Consider the following 18,518-nt stretch of genomic DNA (forward strand, 5'->3'; position numbering starts at 1 on the left):
CTATGCAGCCAGGGATTCACTCAGAGAAAGAGAAAGAAAGAAAATTATGAGCATCCATCCTGACCGAGATGGCATCAAGCTAGAGAATCTCAGCAAGACCTACAAAGGTTTCAAAAAGGCACCATTTACCGCCGTCGAAAATATGACTCTTTCCATCGGAGGCAAGCAGGTCTTCGGAGTCCTGGGCGCCAATGGAGCTGGCAAAACGACCACCATCAAAATGATCTGCGGCTTGATTATTCCAACCACGGGAACTATCAACGTAAACGGCTATGATGTCAGACATCAACGCAGCCAGGCCGCCACCCAGATCGGTGCAGTCCTGGAAGGAACGCGTAACGTATACTGGCGTCTGACCGCCTGGCAAAATCTATTGTACTTCGGAGCACTCAAGGGCTGCTCAGGACGCTCCTTGAAGGACCGCAGCCAGCGCCTGTTGGAGGAACTGGAGCTCTGGGACCGTCGCAACGAGCCTCTGCGCTTCTTCTCCCGAGGTATGCAACAAAAGGTTGCAGTGGCCTGCGCCCTGATCTCAGATCCGCCGATCGTGCTGCTGGATGAGCCCACGCTCGGCCTGGATATCCAGGCCGCCATCACGGTAAAAAATTGGATTGCTAACCTGGCCAAAGAAGAGGGCAAGACCGTCATTTTGACCACCCATCAACTCGATCTGGCCCAGGATCTGTGCGAAAACGTCGCGATTATGTATAAAGGCAAGATTCTCGCCAATCAGCCACTCAATGAGCTGCTCTATCTATTCGAGCGCAACCGCTATCAGCTCAAGGTGCGCGGGATCTTAACGCTACGGCAAGAAGACTACTTCAGAGATTGGACTAAAACATCTGAAAACGGCGAGACGCTCCTGGAGGGAGTACTCACCAGCCAGGAAGAGCTACACACGATCCTTACCAGATTACACGACTGGGATCTGCCAATTTTATCCGTCAGCCAGCAGGAGCCGGACCTCGAAAACGTTTTTGTCCGCGTCATTGAACAAGAGAAAGAAGAAAGAAATGCTCTACCAGACCTCGTTAATCATCGCTAATGAAATTCGCAAACGCATGATCGTCCTCTGGGCGTATAAATTCGATATTCTGATGCAGATTGTCACCGTCAGCTTAATTTTTATTGGAGTCAGCTATTTTATCGAAAATGGTCAACTTGATCCAGCGCCGCTCGCCTCGATTCTTCTGGGCTATCTGGTCTGGTTCTACGCCCGCATTGTGATCATGAGTAGTAGCGAGGATCTGATGGGCGAAGCTCAAGCCGGCACTCTGGAGCAGATGTATATGAGTCCGATGCCTGCCAGTATCCTGCTCATGGCTCGCATGATCGCCTTACTGATCTCGACAACAGTCATCGTCGTCGTTCCCATGACGCTCGTCGCCTTGCTGCTAGGAATACGCATCCCCTTGCACTGGGAGACGCTCGTCGCCCTGGCAATCACGCTGGCCGGACTCTTTGGCTTCACGCTGATCCTGAGCGGCATGGCCTTGATCTTCAAGCAGATCAGCTCGCTGGCCGATCTTGTCCAGAACCTGCTGCTCTTCCTGACCGGATCATTGTTGCCAGTCAGCCGTTTTCCAGGCTGGCTGACAGCTATCACACAGACCTTGCCCATCACGCAAGGCATCATCGTAGTGCGTCAGGTCACACTCGACCAATTATCGCTGGCGCAAGCCTGGGCCAAAGGGAGCCTCGTCCTACTCTGTATCAACTCGGTCTGCTATCTCCTGGTTGGTATCCTGATCTTTAAATGGGGCGAGCATCTCGCCAAAGTACAGGGCTCAATCGGGCATTATTAAAAGAGATCGCATTACCAAACAAGTCCAGGGGTGTAAAGTTTTTACGCCCCGGCGATAAGGAGATAAAAATGATCACGATGAATGCATGGGTCAAGGTTGTCCCCAGACCCGGGGTTCGTTTACGCCTCTTCTGCTTCCCACATTCGGGAGCAGGTGCCCTATCCTTTCGTAGCTGGCAGGATAGCTTTCCGTCCGAGATCGATATCTGTCCAATCCAGCTGCCCGGTCGCGAGAATCGTTTTCGCGAGAAGCCGTATGCGCAGATGGCTCCGCTCGTCAAGGCGGCAACCGATGCGTTGATACCTTATCTCGATCAACCCTTTGCGCTCTATGGACATAGTCTGGGCTCGCTGGTAGCGTTTGAAGTTGCCAGAAGATTACGCAGCCAGGGAGCACGACAGCCTGAGCATCTCTTTGTCTCTGGCTGTCACGCCCCCCAATTGCCGCCTGCAGCCGCACCCATCTCGCAATTGAACGATAAGGCATTCCTGGCCGAAGTCGAGCGCTTTGGCGGCATCTCAAAAGAATTATTACGCAATCCAGAATTCATCGAGATGGTCCTCCCGATTCTACGTGCGGACCTCTCTGTCTACGACACCTATTCCTATACGATAGCGCCACCCCTGGATCTACCTATCTCAGCATACGGAGGCTCTCAGGATGCTCGCGCACCCGAGACTTTGATGGCCTCCTGGCGGGAGCAGACTAACGCCTCTTTCTCTTTACACATGTTTCCCGGTGGTCACTTTTTCTTACAGACAGACCAGAAGCGTTTTCTGGCCACGCTAACCCGATCGCTCTTATTGTATCTCTAGCCATGAGGGCAGTCGCCCTCACATCTATCTATAACCTTGTTCTTGCACAGTAATTTACAAGGCCATTTGAAAGGAAAATCACATGCCAACAAGCAATCAGACCATCACCGAAGAATACAAAGTTGTCGTGAATCACGAAGAGCAGTATTCCATCTGGCCGAGTGCGCGTGCCAATGCCCTCGGTTGGTATGATGCAGGAAAAAGTGGCACCAAAGATGCTTGCCTGGAATACATCGAAGAAGTCTGGACCGATATGCGCCCCCTGAGTTTGCGCCGACACATGGAAGCGTCAAAGGCGCAACGCGCATAAGCCTGGACGCTTGCATACGATGTCCGGCCGGATATCGTATGCAAGCACCAAATGGGCGCACAAACCCTACGATACATGGTCTTCACGAACGCCCCGATGTGGCATTGGAGATATGCATCCCAATGGGCTGAGATGCCCACCAACGTAGCGGCGCGGCTCCGCCGTGCTGTCTGTGACTCGTACGATCACGCTCCTTATGCGGTTCCATTGGGACATCTTTCCCACCGTGGATCGTCTCGGCTACGTTACTTCCAGATGCACGTGGAACGGTTTCGTGCGTGGAGTGACAGCACGGCGGAGCCGCGCCGCTACGTTGGCTGGCTTGATCTCTTCGGGGAAAGGTGATTTTCATCTAAAATATAGCGTACGCAAGCGTACGATGTTAAAAATAGAGGAGGGACCCATCCATGGTTACTGAAATCACATCCGACAATGCTTCTTTGACGCAATTACAAAAAACGTCCATCGACTCGGTTTTGCAGGTCATCGACCAGGGATTAATTCATCTGCCGTCGTATCGGGAGCTGTACTATCGCTGGGAGCGGCAGCACTGGAAGGCTCAGGAGATCGACTTCAAGCCCGATATGCTGCAATGGCGACAAATGACGGAGGATGATCAATTAGATTTCATTAGAACGGCGGCCTCCTTTTTTCAGGGCGAGGCTTGCGTGACCGATGCGCTGGCTCCCTATGTAACGGCGATGCCCGATGAGGAGATGCGTTTCTACGTGACAACTCAACTTGTCGATGAGACACGCCATACGATCTTCTTCGATCGCTTCTTCAAAGAGGTCTTACAGATCGATGAAGGCAGTGTGGAGGAGACATTGCTTTTCTCACAGCAGTTTATGAATTCGTCGATGCGGACAATTCTGGTCGATATGCTGGCGGATATGGCTCAACGCCTGCGCAATGATCCCGAAGACAAGTCCCTGCTGGTCGAGGGAGTCACTCTTTACCACATCCTGGTCGAAGGCACCATGGCCCTGGCGGGTCAGCGCCAATTGCTGGAGCAGTGCCGCAAGAAGAACCTCTTTCCGGCCTTCCGGGGAGGCTTTACGGCGGTCGCCCGCGATGAATCCCGTCACGTCATCTTTGGAGTCAAGTTCCTGCGCGACATCATTCAAGAGGATCACAGCTACGCCCAGGTGGTCCAGCAGGCCATCGAGACCTATGCTCCCGTGGCCCTGGACGCTCTGGCTCCCGTGGACACCTTTGTCCCGATCCTCTTGCACAAGCACGAAGATCCCTGGGAAGCTCAACGCTATGGACAACGCTCATTACAGAAGAAGCTCAAGGTCATCGGCCTGAGCATCGACATGCCCAATCTGGCACTCCCAGCGGTGCCCGCCTTTTAAATGAATACAATATCCTGTGACTCGTACGAGACGGATCGCCAGCATCGAGTACTGCCAGGCAGCAATTTCTCGCAGTGAGACATGGCGTGCCCGAGATCGAGGGTTTCGTACGAGTTACTGGAGTGCAACAACGACTTTTTTAGCAGAGACGCCTTTCCTCTGAGCATCCATCCCAGCTTGAAGATATTCGAGTCCAGAGCCAAGCACATATGGTTCCGGCACTGCTACGTAGCGATTTTCTGCCAGAGCCTGAGGGAGAAAATCTTCGTAGATAACCTTACCAACCTCATTTTCCGCCAGCGTGCTGCCGAAAATGGATTTAGTACCAATGCCCCGGAAACGTGATTTCACTTGCAATGATGCGTTCGATGACAGAAACCGAAACATGAGCCCCGGAAGCTGCCCATTCCGCGTAAAGTTTTCGAACGAGATGGGTGGACTGGCCATCGAGACAAATTTGTTCCCATGACAGGCATGGATGATATCCACACAGTACGCGGCTGATCCTGTTCCGATGGCAAGGGCACCAGCACTCGTCTTGCCAGCAAAAGCAGCGATAATATCTTTGACGGCGGTCTTGCTATGATAGTCGAAGACCTGACTTGCTCCAAGCTTTTTAACGTAGTCGAAGTTGCGTGGGGACGCCGTTGTGATGACTTCGTAGCCGGCCGCGACGGCGAGCTGGATGGCATTGCTGCCGACGCTCGTTGAGCCTCCCCAGATGAGCAGGGTCTTACCCGTGGGCTTCGGGTTCACAGTGGGATACTGGAGCGCCAGCTGATCTTTCTGGAAGAGCCCACAGGAGGCTGTGGACAGGGCCAGAGGAATAACGGTCGCTTTCTCGTAAGACAACGTGTCAGGGATGGGTGCTGCCATATGAGCGAGCAGGATGGTGTATTCCTGAAAGGAACCTGCCGCCGCGCTATTGCGTTGCTTATCCGTTCCCAGTGCATGTCCAAGCACCCGATCACCGACCGAAAAACGCGTGACACCTTCTCCGACCTCGATGACCTCGCCAGCGAGATCTGAGCCGAGAATAAATGGATATTTTATCCAGGGGAACACAATATTCCCGGCAGCCTGTATAATCCAGTCGATAGGGTTGATGGATACGGCATAGTTCTTGACGACGATTTCTCCTGCACGTGGATGGGTGTATGGCGCAGACTTCACTTCAAGTTTCGCTCGTTTCGCTTCGATCCACGCAGCTGTATTCGTTGGCATGTGTGATTTATCCTTTTAATGTACTGTACTATATGAATTTGCTAGTATAAACTCGCCGCCGACGGCTTCGGCGAGTTCTGGCCCGAAGAGAGCACCAGGAGTGTACGATCCAGGCCGGCCTTCGCCCTTTAACAGTCTCCTTGCGACTTCCGCTGTGACTGCAGAGGTAAACTCTTCGGCATCGCCGAGACGCAGCCAGCCTTCCAGATGTGTCCCATCCGACCAGTGAATGGAGGCGTGTCCCCATGAGTGCTCTCGTGTACGTTCACGAGCGGAGATTTTCACACCAGCCAGCCGGCGCTTTGCGAAAGTGCGTAATGGCTTGATCTGTGATAGTATCCTTGCCAATGGAAAAATCGCACGGACAACCGGACCAGTAGGAATCTCGCTGGAGGCGGACAGTACGTTGGGAGCCCCACTGGCTCGCTGCGCGGCGATAAGTTCACCAAACGGAACGCTGGCGGCGGTGATACTTGAGCCGTCGGGAAGGGCTATGGCGGCCATGCTGCTGCCAACCTGATTCCGTACGAGGCGACCATTCCTGTAACACCGTCCGCCATAAGGCAAAGCATCAATGATAGTTGACGCCAGAGCTTCGCCCAGCACACCTTCCTCCATCGCAAGAGAGGGCAGCATATCAGTCCGCACGCGGTCAGGCGTTGGACGGTCCTGACACAACTTGATGACAACACTCTCAGTGGCCAGCACGCCAAAGCCCGCTCCTGTCACCAGCGTGCGGCCTGCGGCGACTGCTTCCTGATGCAGGTCATGCAGCGCCAATGAGGAGACGAAGTCATTGGATAGATCGATATAGTGACTGTGTGGGAGACAGGCACGAACGATGGGTAGCGTAGTTTCGGTGAAAGGGCCAACTGTGTTGATAACGAGTGCTGGTCGCTGCCGCCTGATCTCAGTCGCCATCTCCCCGTATGAACCAGCGACTACAGTCCGTAGCTCTTGATGAAGTCGTGTGGACAACTGACGCAAGCGTTCCCCATCACGTCCAACCAGCACAGGTGTGATGCCGCTCTCAATGAGATGAGCCGCCACTGCGCGTCCTACGCGCCCCGTGGCTCCCAAAATCCATACTGCGTTTGTTTCGTTATTTTGTGACATACTATCCCTCTTGATTTGCTCTTGATATTGTGTTGATCAATATATTTTTCTATCGACGCAACGGGTTGTTGCAAAGGCTTCGATCTGTTACACTACAGAGTGTAGCCTCGATGCAATGATTGAGCAAGCATCAATACTTGTCGTTTGTTACGTATGCAACAAAGAGGGGAAATATGTCGCACGAAGCACTGCTAGACTTACGCATCCGGCGTACCCATAAATTCTTGCAAGAAGCGATGATTGAACTGATCGTCGAGAAAGGGTTCGATGCCCTCACCGTGGGCGATATCGCCGAACGTGCCATGGTCAATCGAGCCACGTTCTACCGTCATTATCAGGATAAATACGATCTGGTGGCGAAGATCTTTGAGGAGACCGTCAATCAACTGGTGGAGAACTTGCAGCCTTTCAACAAAGACACTTATGAGAATAAGGAGACAAATCCACCAGAGATCTGGACACGATTATTTGAACATGTCGCTGAACATAACCGTCTGTACAGAGCGATGCTGGGAAAAAACGGGAGCCCATGGTTCGCTGATAGAATGCGTGAGTATATCATCACGCTCTTTCTTGAGGGGCAGAAACAACTCGAACAATATGAGAAAACCAGCAAACAGGTCTATTCAGCCATCCCCCAGGAGCTCTCTGCCCTGCAACTCGCGCATGTCCTGATCGGCACCATCATCTGGTGGCTGGAGAGCGAAATGAGCACTCCCCCCAGACAAATCGCGGCGTGGTTTCACCGCTTCGCGTTTTACGGATATGTCGCTGCACGCGGGTATGAAACTCCTAAGCCCTGGAAAGAATGGGTCTCATCCTAGTTCCGTTTTGCATTGAGAGTTCGAGCGGAGCCAGGACATTGGTTACATCTTTGGATGCGCAACCAGGGCGGCTCCTGCGACCAGAGCAGAAGGATCATCCTGATATCTCTGTAAACGTTGGAGCAATGCAGGTGTCCATTGTTCTATATGTTGGCCGTAGTTGGCCTGTTGCAACAATGCTGAGAGCGCAATACGTCGTAGTCTTTCATCTGCTTGATCGGCAAGGCCGACCTCAATTTTTCGAAGATCATCAAGTGGAGTGTGCGACCCATCCAAGAAGGATGATCTAACAGGCCGGTGGATATCTGCACAGATAGTCATGAGAGCCTCCGCATGTAATGTATCCGCTTGTGCCGTTTGTAGCAACAATGCTAAAAATTCTTGGACGGGAAGGATGCGCAAAGCAGCTTGTAAACGCTGCGTGATTGTAATTGGATCGGTTGCAAGTTCCGCCAGAACCGTGCGAACAATGCTCTGGACCTCTTTAATCCCCCTGCGGCTCTTTACAGGATATCTCCCTCGACGCTCTTGAGTCGAAAACGAGATCAATAAGGTCTCTATGAGGTGCATCCTCTGGGATTGAGATTTCTCTATGCGCAGTTGGTTGATTGCCTGTTGCATGAATACCGTATCATGGTCGGTACAAATTGCCTTTAATGCTTTGATAGCGAGTTGGTACTTAGCATTATCCTCTGAATGCATAAGCTGAATGAGAGTCGGAGTAAGTATCTGTCCTTCATCGCGCAGCGACATATCTGCCAAACGTTGGAGGAACGTTCGACACGTTTCGTTTGTGGAGTGATCAAGGATATTTTTGAAGAGTGTTAAGGCACGTCTTTTCTCTTGTGTGGTGAGGACCCCTAACGGGATTTTTCCAATTTGAGCGACCAGTTTGCCTGAAGGATCCTTAGAGGCCTGAGTAAGTATCTCCCAGGTCTCCTCCCGATCGAGATGGTGCCAGAGTGCCTGGATGATAGCGATATAAACGTCTGGGTGGATGTCTTTTGTTGCCGCCAATTTGAGGAGTTTTTGGTAGGCCGCTTCAAGGTGCAATACACCCAATATATGGATAGACTCTTTCTGGATCATGATGCGCTGTGAGGAAATGGATGTTATCAGGGTAAAAACACGCGTCTCCGGGAGGCGTTTCACGAGATTACGGAGGGCAAAAAACTCTTTGTAGGCATCCGGTCGCTGGAGCTGCTGGACAAAGGTATCAATATAATCGATGCCAGTGTCATGTTGGGAGAGCGCTTGCAATGCCACATGTCGGTAGAGACCTTCTTCAAGCTCTCCCATCTTGTGTGCATTCTCGATCAAGGTGACGAGGCGCATCGGTGGTATCGCCGGTAAAAGACCAAGTCTTCTGATAGCACGAACTTTTACCCGCGTATCGGCAGGGTCTAAGGATGGAAGCTCTTGCTCCAATCTGTGTGCAAACATTGCTTGCTGTTTATGCGTGAGGAGACGAAAGTTTCTCCGCATCGGCAAAATAAACTTTTTCTCCTCCAGACAAAATCTCCCCTTGATGGTTGTGCGCTCCAGGTAATCGCTCAACAGGTTTTGGCGGCGAAGCTGCATGTAAGATGTAACACTGGGTAAGAGTATCCAGCTCGCGTCTTGCTGTAGCAGTGCAGGAATGATGCGATCTATCTGTTGGCTGCTCCATTTTAAGAGCAAAAGGAGAATTTCTTCTGCTGTCTCGGCCTCCTGAACGTGCGTGAGAGCTTGTTCGAGGAGGCGCAGAAGTCCGGTAAAGGTGCTGATGTGCCTTCCAAATTCTTCGGCGCAAGCAATTAATTCAGCAAATTTCTGCTGTTCAATCCAATTTTCTAATACTGGTAAGAGGGTGAGAGCTAGTATCTGCACGTCCCTGGTTGTAAGATAGCGTTCTATTGTTGTGATGGTTGATTCATAGTAATCATCATCAAATTCGCGCAGCGTCTCGAAGAAACCATGTATCTTGATGGTCCCGACGATAAGTGGGCAGACAAATACTGGTTGTGCAGGCAGCAGGCGTATCAGCAGACTGAAAATGGTCGCAAGCGTGCTCTTAGAGGCATCTGTAGATGTAATGGCGGCCTTAATCAGTGGCTCAACTTCTATAAGATCGCGATCTTGCCACAGAGTTGGTGGCAGTTTCAAGAGTCCAGCAAACATCTTTGCGCGTACTGGATCTGGTTCGTTGAGATGAGAGGAGAAGATTGCGAGCAGTTCATGCAGATGATCACGATGATAGATGACCGTTTGTGCCAGGGTCTCTAATGCACGACCACGTCTGGAGATGTCACCCTGGTGGATATCTGCACTGAGATTGTTAACCGCCTCATGCCAGCTTAAAAATGGTGCGTAGTCGATGCGGCCTTCGAGATTATCCGCAGAAATATGGGATGATGACCAATAGGATTGGGCTTCCTGTTCTCTTTGTGCCTGTGGGAGAAACTTGATAATATTAACTGGCAAAGCGCCATCCTCTTCACGAAACGTATGCAGCACCGTCGTATAGAGTTCTAATCGTTGCGACGCAGGCAATCTGCGAAACCAGTATTTTATGCTGGAGAGCTTGATGTGCTGTCCTTGCAGGAGCATCTGGATATGCTCTAATGGAACACGTTGAACAATATCGGTAAGGTCTATCTCAAAATCATTCTCGCAGGCTAAATAAAGATCAATGATCTCAACAGGATACTTTATAAGCAGGGACTGGAGATCGAGTTGATGTAATGAAAGCCTGGCTGCAAGCGATTGTACCAATGTCAGAAGCTTATAAGCATCATGCTCGACCAGGATCGGCAGCATTATGTTAAGTCGGTTGATATACTCGGCATCAAGTTCGCTGGTTATCTCGCTCTGCCTTTGCATGACGTTGATCACCAGCCCGGACTGTAATTTGGCCAGTCGCTTCCACTGTTGTATCTGTAAGCGATCAATGACACGCGGAAGATAATGCTCGACAATTGCAGATGAGGCAAAAGGAAGTACCATTGGCAAACGGTAGTCGTCGTCATGCGCCAGTATCTGGATAAAATTATCGATGGCCTGCCGAAAGCCCGCTTTATAAACCCTCTTAACAAAAGCCATATAAATGTCAGAAGAGAGATCACGCAGGGCTCGCGTGATCTGTGTCTGGTCACAAATGAGAGGTACTATTTTTACAGCCTGCTGACGAATAATGGCCGAGGAGTCACTGAGGGCGACTAGAGCATAGCTACTATTGCGGTTGCCTAAACAAGCATGCAAACAAAGAGTACGCTCATAAAAATCTCCCTGCTCCATATCCCGCAAAGCATCCTGTAGCGAGGAATCAGTTAAGGAACGTTTACCAACTTCGATAATATATTGGATTCTTCGACTATAGGAAAGTGGTTCGATGTCCTGAAAAATTTGTTGGGTATTCATCAATAGAAAACCTCAATGACCGGGAATGACACAGATCTCTCCAGGATCAGTCCCATTTTCTGCGGCTTCGATCCACGCCAGCTTTTTTGCCAGCATCTCGGCGAGGGACGCCTGCATCTGATCCAGTTCTGCCCTTTTCCTCTCGATATCTTTCATCTTCTGACAAATCACCTCGATTTTTCGCTGGGGAGGCAATTCATTCTTCTCGTAGGCGCCGATGAACTCTTTAAGCTCCGCCAGAGTAAATCCTGCTGCCTGACCGGTTTTAAGCATCATGAGATAGCCGACCGTCTCCTCAGAATAATCCCGGTAGTTATTTTCTTTGCGACGGAATGAGCGCTCCTCAAGGAATCCCCGCTTCTCATAAAAACGAATGGTGTGACGTGTCAGACCAGTCCTCTCTTCCAATTCTTTGATGAACATGAAGACTCCTTTAAAAGACTTGACGATAGAGTTGAGCCTACAGTTTATACTTTGGACACGTAAGAAGCAAGAGCCTTTATCATCTCCTAACCATGTCCTGAGGAGCGTCCGATTTTAGTGGCTCTTCTTGAGAAATCTTCTCTTCTAGCGTCTCTGCTTCCTGCGTACGGCCCATTTCACGTAATAGGGTCATGAAGCGCTGGCGAGTCTTACCAGTATGCGGATGTTCCCTTCCAATCGTCTCCATTTGCACTTGAAGAGCTTGTTTGTAGAGCTCATAAGCTTCTTCGTTCTTTCCCTGTCCATACAGTAGAACAGCAAGGGCCAACTGTGTTTCAGCCAGATCTGGATGGGGAAAGGTCCAGATCACTTCACGGATGGAAAGAGCTCGGTGAAAGAGAGAGATCGCCTGGTTGACGTCGCCCTGATATTGATAGAGAAGGGCCAGCTCGTGCAAGACATCTGCCGTATAAAAGTTTTCCGATTTGACCTCGTGCTCCCAAATTTCTAATGCAGAGCGATAGAGCCTCTCTGCTCGTGCAGGCTGATTTTGAGCCATCAAAAGATCCGCAATGCCTTTCAGAAAGAAAGGGAGTTGCGCATAATAATCTGGTCTGAACTGCTCAGCCAGCGCCAGTACCCGCTGGTACAATGCTTCTACTTGTACGGACAGCTCCGCTGCTTCTGGTGAACCGCTCTCTCCAGTATTTGCACCCTCTTCTGAGTCCATTGTTGTGATCTTTGGGATCGCTAACGCTCGTTGATAGAGTGAATCTCTCTGCAACGATTCACTTTGTGCCCTTGCCAGGGTGCTCGCCTTTTCTGAAGAGCTCATGCTCAATAGAGGTTCCGATGTCACCTGCAACTCCCAGAGCATCAGGGCTTGCTGAAATAAGGATGCGGCGGCACGATAGCGCCTTTGACGCAAATAGAGGAGTGCCAGATTTTGTATACAGAGCACCGTCTTCTCGTATCCAGGAGCCAATTGCTGTTCAGCAACGAAAAGGGCATGTTGAGACAAGGGTTCCGCCTGCGGATAGTGTCCTTGTAACAAATAGAGGAGTGCCAAATTATGCAGGCTCTGGATGGTGTCTGGATGATGTGCACCAAAGAGTTGTTCTCGCAACGCCAATGCTTGTTGAAATAAGGGTTCAGCGGCGCTATAGCGTCCCTGGCGCAAATAGAGGAGCGCGAGATTATTGAGACTTTGAGGTCTATCGGGGTGATGGATATCGAAGATGTGCTCTCGAATCGCCAGAGCTTGCTGGAAGAATGGCTCAGCGACAGTGTAGGAGGCCCGCTCACTCAGGTAGGTAGCAGTCCGGTCGAGAAGCTCAGCGGCCTCAGGAAACCACAGATGGTAATGAGCAATGAGCGTCGCACACATCCGTGCCTGCTCGAGATAACGTGAACAACGAGGCCAGGTACTTACTTCATTTTTCGGATCGCGAGGGAAGATGGAATGCACCGCATAGACAACGCGTTCCGCCCACTGATGTTGCTCCTCCTCAGTCAATTGCTCTTGCTGAACGATCTGCACCAGGCGGTGAACACTCAACGTCTTATCTCTGCTGAAGCGCTTGATCAGGGAAAAGGCCAGAAGATCTTGAAGCAATCGATTGAAGGTGAACGCATCACTGACAGCTTGTTGGAGGATCGGCGGCCAATGGTGTGCCCCTTCGGTAAGGAGTTCCTCAGGAATGTGATCGGGTGCCAGAAAGGCACACAAGCAGAAGAGTTGCGCCGCTGCTGGATTCTCTTGAGCTATTTTTTGTAACGAGAGGGACCAGGTGGTTGCGACAGAGTCAGGATAGCGCGTGGCCTGAATGCCACGCCGAGCGAGGAGAGAGCGGCGATGATGCTGGTAGAGAGGTAAATAGTGAGAAAATGAGCATCTTGTTTCCTCGATGTAGGCGCCCGCTTGATCGAGAGCCAGCGAAAATTGTGCGAGAGCCAGGACAATCCGACGCGCCTCTGCGATCTCTTCAGAGGCGACATGCGCTCCTTGTTGTGACCGCTGTAGCAACAGCTGAATGCCTTCATCCACTGTCATATTGTCCACTTCAATGGAAGACATAAAGGCACCAACCGCACTGGCCCGTGTCGTCAGCAGGATGCATCCATTGCCTCGCTGAGGAAGAAGAGCGTGGACAAAGGACAAACCATCAGCACTCTCTACATCGTCCACAATCAGCAACCAGGGCTGTTCACACTGCTCAAACCACCTCCGAGTTGCTACGACTCGTCGTTGCTGATCCAACCCAGAAAGTTCTTGTGGGGTGAGCATCACCTCGGCAAGAGAGGCCAAGCCGCTCTGGATACTTTCTTCATTACTAGCGGTTATCCAAAAAACATGGGTAAAGCGTTTCTGTTCATATGCCAGGTAGGCGTACTCGAGCGCGATCTGTGTTTTGCCGATCCCTCCGAGCCCCGTGAGGGCCTGAGCCTGGGGAAACACGGTCGGCTGCTTCTCCATGGCTTGCCTGAAATGAGAAGGAACAAAACGCTCTTGCAGGGCATCGAGAATGGCAACGCGTCCAGTAAAGTTGGGGTTGCGTGCATAGGGAACCTGCCAGAGCCCCTGTTCTTGCGTTACACCGTCGAAGATGGGTGGCGTGGGGAGATCTTCATGGAGAGAGGCGATCTCTTCTAGAAGTCCCAGCTCCCGAGCGCTGAGGCTAAAGAGTTCGCAGAGTCGCGCACGGTAGTAGACGCTGGGATACTGACGCCCTTTTTCCCAGCGTTGGACCGTCGTTACCGTAATCCCTAAGTGGTCAGCAACATCCTGAAGGCGCCAGTTGCGTAACAGGCGCTGCTGATGTAAGCGCTCATTTGGATGAAAGTCCTTCCCCATCTCTTGTTCTCCTGGAAAATGTGTCCTATGATTTTGAAGAGAGACACGCTGAGAAGCCATGCCATTAATCTTTCCATAAGGACGTTTTTGTCTCCCTATTGTAACTCATGTCTTCTATTTCGCTCGAGAGAGGAGGACTATGTAGGCAGAGGTACTATAGAAACGCCCTGATGCCAAAATTGACAATATCCAATAGAGCAGCCAGACGATAAGCAGCCGACAGGTCAACGATCAATGGACGATCTAACAAAGGAAAGATGTGAAAGATATACTTCCTATGTGATCTGGCTCCTCTTTTTTTGAATTGTGAGCAAGGCAGCTGAGCGCTCTCAATCGTTGCTTGCACTTGCAAAAAAGAGCCCAGGAAAATAGTAAAGCAAAGAGAGAAAGTATGGTATATCAACAACAGGGTTTCGTTCCTTCTTCAACTCCTTCACCTGAAGAGGGAAAAGCATTCTGGTTTCTCGGTGGATTGGCCATTATTCTTTTAACGAGTGAACAGACGCACAACGCCTTTGGGCTTCAATTGCTCACTCACCCTATAGGGACGGAACCACCCCCACACATTCATCATGGGCAAGATGAAATCTTCCGTGTTCTTGAAGGTGAAGCCACGATTACCTGTGGTGATCAGGTCTGGAGCGCCTCCCCTGGCGATTACGTCTTCTTGCCACGCGGAATCCTTCATTCCTTCAAGATCATAGGGGAAACGCCCTTAAAGTTAGAAGTGATCACCTCTCCAGGTGGCCCATTGGGATTTGAACATCTCGTAGAAGTGCTGGGTGAACCTGCCAGTTCTCTCACACCACCTCCTCCCGGACCAATCGACTTGCAGAAGGTGATAACTCTCGCTGCAAAATATGGGATTGAGGTTGCTTTGTAACAGGTTACCTGTGGCTTCCATGCAACGAAAGCCCTTTGCATCGGCACGCGAACAGTGTTTTCGCGGTTGAAAATGCTGAGAGATTGGGCCAAAGGCAGAGAGGAAGCATTGAACCTACTGTTTCAACAAGATGGAGAGAGAGCCAACCTTTCCAGAGGGTTTCCCCCTGGCTCTCCATCTCCCTGCTTCGCTCGACACTGGTCATGGGGATGCTGCATCCAACAGCGCGCCGATTACAAAAAATGAATCACACCACAGAGCTTGAGCAGCATTGGCTTCTCTGTTATACTCCCCACTAGACGTGTTGGGGAATTACGCATATGATGAGACAGGAGCCTATGCCAAAGGGAGCAGCGTATACTATTACCTGGTCTGCGGAGCAGGATTGCTATGAAATGCACGCCTCAGGAGATTACCAGACATGGACGCAGGAGGATGAGCGCTGGTTCTCCTGGCTGGAGCAGTGTCCCTCCTTCGCTTTTCAAGGTCGATCAGACCATAATATTACACTCCTCAAGGAGCGGCGACGCTATGGGGAGGGCTACTGGTATGCCTATCGTACCTGGCAGCGACACACCAGAAAAAAATACGCCGGGCGCTCAGAGCATCTGACGTTCGCACATTTAGAGACGCTCGCCTCCACTCTCGGGAACGACGTCTTCTCCCTCCCTCAAACAGAGGGACAGTTCACTGAAGCGGCGCAGCCAGACAATTCCTTCCTCACCCCAAAAATCCAGGTGCCGCGCCTGCACGGTGCTCATATCGCACGTGAGCACCTGCTGATGCAGATGAACGAGGGACTTGCACGCCAACTCACGCTGCTCTGCGCTCCTGCTGGCTCGGGCAAGACTACCCTGCTGAGCCAGTGGCTTGCCGCCCGTGCTACCTCTATCGACGCCGACGCGGCGGAGTCTGTGGCCTGGCTCACCCTGGACGCAAATGATAACGATCCCACACGCTTCTGGAGCTATCTTATCGCCGCCTGCCGGATCGCCCGGACAGATTTCGGTCAGGCGGCGCTGACTCAACTGCAAAAACGCTGGCAACCATCGGTTGAGCCAGCCTCCCTTGAGGGCGTCGTGACAGCTTTTGTCAATGAACTGGCCGGCAGCCGTCAGTCACATATCCTGATTCTAGAAGACTATCATCTGATCACAGCGACCAGGATTCACGAAACGCTCAGCTTTTTACTCGATCATCAGCCGGCCACCCTCCACCTGATTATCAGCGCACGCAGCGAGCCTGCGCTGCCTCTGCCCAGATTGCGCGCACGCAATGAATTGAGTGAGATCCGCGCAGCAGATCTGCGCTTCTCCCTGCAAGAGACGCAAGAATTCCTGAGTCTGGCCCGTACGCCGCACCTTTCCGCAGAACGTCTGCTCGACCTTGATGCCCGCTTGCAGGGATGGGCTGCTAGCCTGCGTCTGGCCGCTCTCACTCTACAAAAATACACGTCCGAACAGGAGATCGAGCAGTTTCTGGCGACGTTCACGGGTAGCCATCGACCGGTGCTGGACTATTTTCTGGCAGAGGTCTTTGAGGCACAGCCTCCCGCTCTTCAGCATTTTCTGCTCCAGACGAGCGGACTTAAGCAATTGACGGCCTCTCTCTGCAATGCCGTGATGGACAGAAGCGATAGTGAACGTGTGCTACATACCCTGGAACAGGCAAACCTTTTTCTTGAAACGTCTGGTGGAGGCGAACGCTGGTACCGTTATCATCCACTCTTTGCCGAGGCACTCCAATACGAGGCGCGTCAACGCCTGGGAGAAAAGGAGATGTGGTCCGTGCTGCGTCGAGCCAGCCAGTGGTATGAGCAGCAGGGACAGTGGTCGGAGGCCGTCGAAACAGCGTTGCAGGCACAGGATAGCTCGCAAGCGGCGCAACTGCTTGAACAGATCGGAGAACGCTCCTCAGTACCACCCACCGGCGATATGTCTCTCATGACACATTGGTTTGAGCAATTACCTGCCACCATGTTCCAGCAACGCCCGCATCTCTGCCTCGATTACGCCGCTGTCCTGTTGTATTCCCAGAACGGCGCTCTCTTGTCGCCATCTCTGCTGGTTCAGATCGAACGACTGCTCCTGCTGGCAGAAGAGGGTCTGGGTGAGACGGGCGAGGGACGCGAACGAGGACGACTCTTTGCCATGCGTGGACTGGCGTCCTGGCGTCAGCAGAACGCCAGGGAGGCACGAATATTTTCCGAACGAGCGCTGGCCTGCCTGGAAGAAGGTGATGCCTGGCATAGCATCAGCGCGAATGTGATTGGGCAGATCGAATTTATGATCGGCAATCTGGACGCCGCACGCCAGTGCTTCCTCACAGTGCTGGTGCGTTGCGCAGATAGCAGCAATCAGACACTCAAGCGGGCAATGATGGGACGGTTGAGCATGATCAGTGCCGAGCAGGGCGATCTGCACCAGGCCGCATCCTCTCTGCACCAGATGCTGGCTGAGGCCAGGCAACAGAAGGATCTGGACGATATGTGTCTGGTATACCTGGGATTGGCATGGCTCTCCTACCTCTGGAATGAACTGCCGAAGGCGGAACAACAGGCTCAGGAGGCGCTTCGCCTCGGCGAGCAACTATTCCTGCTCTCACACAGCATCGGCGCACAAATGCTGCTGCTGTTCATCCAGCACGCCCAGGGTCAATCCAACATCGCGCAACAGTGTGACGCGCTCATCCAACAGCTTCAGGAGCACGAAACACCTCAGCTTTATCGAGAAATCGCTTTCTGTCAGGCCTTCCTGTGTTTCCTGGACGGCGACCTCTCCGCTGTCCAACGTTGGAACAATCTTCGTGCACAGCGCCTGGCAACGCCATCGCTCGCCCTGCGCGAACGGGAGGAATTACTTCTGGCTCGCTTCCTGCTGGCCAGTGACAGACAGATCGAGGCGCTAGCTCTCCTGGAGTCCCTGCTCAAAGATGCCCGAGCAGCAAAGCGCATACAGAGCATGATGGAGCTTCAAATCATCCTGGCCTGCGCTCGTGCTCGTGCGGAGCAGATACACGAGGCACAGGATACCCTGCGAGAGGCTTTGGAACTGGGACGCACAGGAAACTATATCCGTCCATTCCTGAATGAAGGTGAAATCATGGCACGCCTGCTACGTGTTGCCTTCACCCAGGTCCGAGAAAAGTCTCTCCAGACCTATCTTCAGACCCTGCTAAGCGCATTCTCCCAGGAACCGTCAGCCTCTCGCATCCAGGCCAACACGCTACCTGATGAACCTCTCACCACCAGAGAGCGCCAGGTCTTACGCCTGCTGGCCTCTGGATACTCCAATCCCGCCATTGCCCAGGAACTCGTTGTCTCTGTTCACACCGTTCGTACCCAGGTCCAGAGCATTTATAGTAAGCTCAATGTACATAATCGCCTTCAGGCAAGCGAGCTTGCGCGCCTGTTACATCTCCTGTAAAAATCATCCACCGTCTCATGCAGTTGAGCGATGTGCCTATCCTGTGCCATGCACTACACTCCTTATAGCGATCTTTACGGGC

At 52.0% G+C, this 18,518-nt stretch carries 14 protein-coding genes; 9 read left to right on the forward strand and 5 right to left on the reverse strand.

Features of this window, described 5'->3' with window-relative positions; genetic code table 11:
- The first annotated feature begins 46 nt into the window (after window positions 1-46).
- The 6 genes from AC27N8_RS03760 (at window position 47) to AC27N8_RS03785 (ending at window position 4,288) form a co-directional block, all read left to right on the forward strand.
- Complete coding sequence (locus AC27N8_RS03760; protein WP_487064089.1) at window positions 47-1,045, forward strand: ABC transporter ATP-binding protein; 999 nt, start codon at window positions 47-49, stop codon at window positions 1,043-1,045.
- On the forward strand, window positions 1,014-1,805 hold the full coding sequence (locus AC27N8_RS03765; protein WP_487064091.1) for an ABC transporter permease: 792 nt from the start codon (window positions 1,014-1,016) through the stop codon (window positions 1,803-1,805). The genes AC27N8_RS03760 and AC27N8_RS03765 overlap by 32 nt, the downstream gene beginning before the upstream one ends.
- 68 nt (window positions 1,806-1,873) lie before the next feature.
- Entirely contained in the window at window positions 1,874-2,620 is a 747-nt protein-coding gene (locus tag AC27N8_RS03770; RefSeq protein ID WP_487064093.1) for a thioesterase II family protein, read from the forward strand.
- Window positions 2,621-2,702: 82 nt separating this feature from the next.
- A complete protein-coding gene (locus AC27N8_RS03775; RefSeq protein WP_487064095.1) occupies window positions 2,703-2,930 on the forward strand; it encodes an MbtH family protein in 228 nt (75 codons plus the stop codon).
- Between the two features lie 51 nt (window positions 2,931-2,981).
- Window positions 2,982-3,275, forward strand: a complete 294-nt coding sequence (locus AC27N8_RS03780; protein ID WP_487064097.1) for a hypothetical protein — start codon at window positions 2,982-2,984, stop codon at window positions 3,273-3,275.
- A 62-nt stretch (window positions 3,276-3,337) separates the two neighbouring features.
- Window positions 3,338-4,288: a ribonucleotide-diphosphate reductase subunit beta gene (locus AC27N8_RS03785; protein ID WP_487064099.1), complete on the forward strand. Its 951-nt coding sequence runs from the start codon at window positions 3,338-3,340 to the stop codon at window positions 4,286-4,288.
- A gap of 114 nt (window positions 4,289-4,402) precedes the next feature.
- Here the strand turns inward: AC27N8_RS03785 and AC27N8_RS03790 are convergent, their stop codons facing one another.
- Entirely contained in the window at window positions 4,403-5,512 is a 1,110-nt protein-coding gene (locus AC27N8_RS03790) for a zinc-binding alcohol dehydrogenase family protein (protein ID WP_487064101.1), read from the reverse strand.
- Between the two features lie 15 nt (window positions 5,513-5,527).
- Window positions 5,528-6,628, reverse strand: a complete 1,101-nt coding sequence (locus AC27N8_RS03795; protein WP_487064103.1) for a saccharopine dehydrogenase NADP-binding domain-containing protein — start codon at window positions 6,626-6,628, stop codon at window positions 5,528-5,530.
- A 173-nt stretch (window positions 6,629-6,801) separates the two neighbouring features.
- Here AC27N8_RS03795 and AC27N8_RS03800 point away from each other — a divergent pair, with 173 nt between their 5' ends.
- Window positions 6,802-7,452, forward strand: a complete 651-nt coding sequence (locus AC27N8_RS03800) for a TetR/AcrR family transcriptional regulator (protein ID WP_487064105.1) — start codon at window positions 6,802-6,804, stop codon at window positions 7,450-7,452.
- A 42-nt stretch (window positions 7,453-7,494) separates the two neighbouring features.
- Here the strand turns inward: AC27N8_RS03800 and AC27N8_RS03805 are convergent, their stop codons facing one another.
- From AC27N8_RS03805 to AC27N8_RS03815, 3 genes are all read right to left on the reverse strand, one after another.
- A complete protein-coding gene (locus AC27N8_RS03805) occupies window positions 7,495-10,851 on the reverse strand; it encodes a hypothetical protein (protein ID WP_487064107.1) in 3,357 nt (1,118 codons plus the stop codon).
- Between the two features lie 12 nt (window positions 10,852-10,863).
- The gene (locus AC27N8_RS03810) at window positions 10,864-11,274 is read right to left on the reverse strand and encodes a MerR family transcriptional regulator (RefSeq protein ID WP_487064109.1); all 411 of its coding nucleotides are present in this window, start codon (window positions 11,272-11,274) and stop codon (window positions 10,864-10,866) included.
- 79 nt (window positions 11,275-11,353) lie between these two features.
- The gene (locus AC27N8_RS03815) at window positions 11,354-14,128 is read right to left on the reverse strand and encodes a tetratricopeptide repeat protein (protein WP_487064111.1); all 2,775 of its coding nucleotides are present in this window, start codon (window positions 14,126-14,128) and stop codon (window positions 11,354-11,356) included.
- 391 nt (window positions 14,129-14,519) lie between these two features.
- On the opposite strand from AC27N8_RS03815, the gene AC27N8_RS03820 reads away from it, so the two are divergent.
- The gene (locus tag AC27N8_RS03820) at window positions 14,520-15,011 is read left to right on the forward strand and encodes a cupin domain-containing protein (protein WP_487064113.1); all 492 of its coding nucleotides are present in this window, start codon (window positions 14,520-14,522) and stop codon (window positions 15,009-15,011) included.
- Between the two features lie 320 nt (window positions 15,012-15,331).
- Entirely contained in the window at window positions 15,332-18,436 is a 3,105-nt protein-coding gene (locus AC27N8_RS03825) for a winged helix-turn-helix domain-containing protein (protein ID WP_487064115.1), read from the forward strand.
- Window positions 18,437-18,518 lie beyond the last annotated feature (82 nt).

This window comes from Dictyobacter sp. Z7_2, assembly GCF_057551105.1.

Excerpts from the sequence above, each read along its gene's own strand:
- AC27N8_RS03760 (WP_487064089.1), top strand. The coding sequence starts at position 47 with ATGAGCATCCATCCTGACCGAGATGGCATCAAGCTAGAGAATCTCAGC.
- AC27N8_RS03765 (WP_487064091.1), top strand. The coding sequence starts at position 1,014 with ATGCTCTACCAGACCTCGTTAATCATCGCTAATGAAATTCGCAAACGC.
- AC27N8_RS03770 (WP_487064093.1), top strand. The coding sequence starts at position 1,874 with ATGATCACGATGAATGCATGGGTCAAGGTTGTCCCCAGACCCGGGGTT.
- AC27N8_RS03775 (WP_487064095.1), top strand. The coding sequence starts at position 2,703 with ATGCCAACAAGCAATCAGACCATCACCGAAGAATACAAAGTTGTCGTG.
- AC27N8_RS03780 (WP_487064097.1), top strand. The coding sequence starts at position 2,982 with ATGGGCGCACAAACCCTACGATACATGGTCTTCACGAACGCCCCGATG.
- AC27N8_RS03785 (WP_487064099.1), top strand. The coding sequence starts at position 3,338 with ATGGTTACTGAAATCACATCCGACAATGCTTCTTTGACGCAATTACAA.
- AC27N8_RS03790 (WP_487064101.1), bottom strand. The coding sequence starts at position 5,512 with ATGCCAACGAATACAGCTGCGTGGATCGAAGCGAAACGAGCGAAACTT.
- AC27N8_RS03795 (WP_487064103.1), bottom strand. The coding sequence starts at position 6,628 with ATGTCACAAAATAACGAAACAAACGCAGTATGGATTTTGGGAGCCACG.
- AC27N8_RS03800 (WP_487064105.1), top strand. The coding sequence starts at position 6,802 with ATGTCGCACGAAGCACTGCTAGACTTACGCATCCGGCGTACCCATAAA.
- AC27N8_RS03805 (WP_487064107.1), bottom strand. The coding sequence starts at position 10,851 with ATGAATACCCAACAAATTTTTCAGGACATCGAACCACTTTCCTATAGT.
- AC27N8_RS03810 (WP_487064109.1), bottom strand. The coding sequence starts at position 11,274 with ATGTTCATCAAAGAATTGGAAGAGAGGACTGGTCTGACACGTCACACC.
- AC27N8_RS03815 (WP_487064111.1), bottom strand. The coding sequence starts at position 14,128 with ATGGGGAAGGACTTTCATCCAAATGAGCGCTTACATCAGCAGCGCCTG.
- AC27N8_RS03820 (WP_487064113.1), top strand. The coding sequence starts at position 14,520 with ATGGTATATCAACAACAGGGTTTCGTTCCTTCTTCAACTCCTTCACCT.
- AC27N8_RS03825 (WP_487064115.1), top strand. The coding sequence starts at position 15,332 with ATGATGAGACAGGAGCCTATGCCAAAGGGAGCAGCGTATACTATTACC.